Genomic DNA, 2,091 nt, shown 5'->3' on the forward strand with positions numbered 1-2,091 from the left:
CGTATTCCCGCTTCTCGAAAAAGGTCAAAAAATATGAGCATAATAAGAATTTCGAACGAAGAGGAAACAGGTAGTCCAATTTTAGAAGCAGATATTGATACTAGTAAGGGAAAGGGTAGCTGATTTAGTTGATGAACAGTTAATGCAATCCAAAGCCCAGGTAAAAATATACTTGTTAATAAAGAGGTAATTCTTAAAATTCGTGATAAACTCACAAATAAAAAATTGGTTTGATCATCTTCAGCTGCTTTCAAAATAAGTAATAAATTTACGGGTCCAATTAAACAGCTTGGACTTCCATCTACCAGTATGACAAAACGGCCTTTATTGAGGGAACTTACTACAAAATCTGGCCTTCCTGAATAATCCAGGAGGGGAAAGAGGGTCAGCTTATCATAAAGTAATTCCTCAATATGATAACTACTTGCAATATTATCTACTTTTATTTTATTTAGTTTGCTTTGTACATTCTTTAACGTACTTTGGTCAATATAGTTTTCAATGTAGAGCAATAAAACTTTGGTTTTACTGGTGTCGCCAATTGTAAAATCGTTACTTGATAAATTTTTACTTTTTAATCTCATTCTTATTAAAGAAAAATTGGTATCTATATTTTCAACAAACCCATCTCTCGGTCCTCTTAATGAGACTTCCATATTTGATTCTTCAATGGATCGTTCAGGAAGTTTAGCTAAATTGGTTGAATATAAGCTATTTGATGGAACATGGAAAAAATATAAAAAACCTGAGAAAATTTTGCTATTCATTTCATCTGTCTTTGTTCGGTACTCTTTGATTTCAAATACTTCTAAATAACGGTTTATAATTTCAACATCATGCAAATGTCCGTGTTCAGCAAGGAATCTAATATTTGGTAATAATGAATTCAAAAAAAGTACACTATCAACTAAACTATGGCAATAGACAAATATAACTTCATGCTTTTCATTATTAGACATATAGAATTTACTACTTATCGTTATATCTGATTGGTGGCCTAATTCTTTATAGAGAAAATCCTTATTTTCGGTCAAGATGATGAACTCCCTTTTGCTTTTTTTCTACTACATAGAAAACAATCATAAAAAAGAATAAAAATAAAAAAATAGAAAGGAGATAAGTGCCTTTTATAAATGACAAAAAATCAGAAACAGACCAAGGAATTAATAATCCTATTGTTAAGCATAAATAACCAACAATTAATATGAATTTTCGATTTTGAAAGAAGGACGACACAATATACATAAATAAACATATACGAATAAAAGCCATTGATAATAATTGGAGAACAGATAAAGAATCTAATCTTGTAAAGTACTTACCAAATGATAAAACTCTCCATTGCTCGTTTATAGGAAAGAGCATTTTTTGCGTTAGATAAATGCCGAATTCAGATACAGCCGTCACAATAGCGATTAAAACGAATAAGACAAACAGAATAGAAAATATGAGTATACCTTTCCTTTTCAGTTGCTCTTTTACATAACCATTTAAAACGATTAAAATAAAGCCCATTTCTAAAATACCAATACATATGTATAATATTCCCCAATAAATGGACGGAGTATTACTTGTATTTACTGGTAATAATAGTTCGTATTCATTGTTCATTGAGTTTCCTAAATTGAGAAGAACAAACAAAAAAATGTATAGTGAACAAATAATCAAGGACTGGATAGCTATGGTCTTAAGCCCTTTTAGGGAACCATAAAAGCATAATAATATAAATAAAATGACTGTAATAAAATAAGGATAATCAGAGTTAAAACTTTCTTCTGCCCAAATAATCGTAAATTTGAGTGAGACAAACGTTGATGACATTAAATAAACGATATATATATAAATGATGAATACGTACAGTGTTTTATTATTTTGGACAGTTTTTAATTCAAGGATTGAACTATTATTTAATGAAGAAGTTATTCTAGAAATAAATAATGCTAAAAGGAATATGGGGATTAAACTGAGCAAGGCACTTATCCAAGCTTCACGTTCCACCACTGTAAAAATTGAGGGAATTAAAACAAAGTGTGCTAAAAAACTAACTGATAAGAATAACAAACAATATACATGGATTGGCTGTAAAACTTT

At 29.6% G+C, this 2,091-nt stretch carries 2 protein-coding genes; both read right to left on the reverse strand.

Annotated features, from left to right (window positions below; translation table 11 throughout):
• Nucleotides 1–1,034, reverse strand: a 1,034-nt coding sequence (locus tag ACP3VS_RS24120; RefSeq protein ID WP_426390270.1) for a spore germination protein, incomplete at its 3' end; no start/stop codon positions are given.
• The coding region (locus ACP3VS_RS24125) for a GerAB/ArcD/ProY family transporter (RefSeq protein WP_426390272.1) at nucleotides 1,021–2,091 on the reverse strand (1,071 nt) is incomplete at its 5' end. The genes ACP3VS_RS24120 and ACP3VS_RS24125, both read right to left, overlap by 14 nt.

Origin of the sequence: Lysinibacillus sp. VIII_CA, assembly GCF_049943995.1 — a bacterium.
In the GTDB taxonomy this organism is placed as follows: domain Bacteria; phylum Bacillota; class Bacilli; order Bacillales_A; family Planococcaceae; genus Lysinibacillus; species Lysinibacillus pinottii.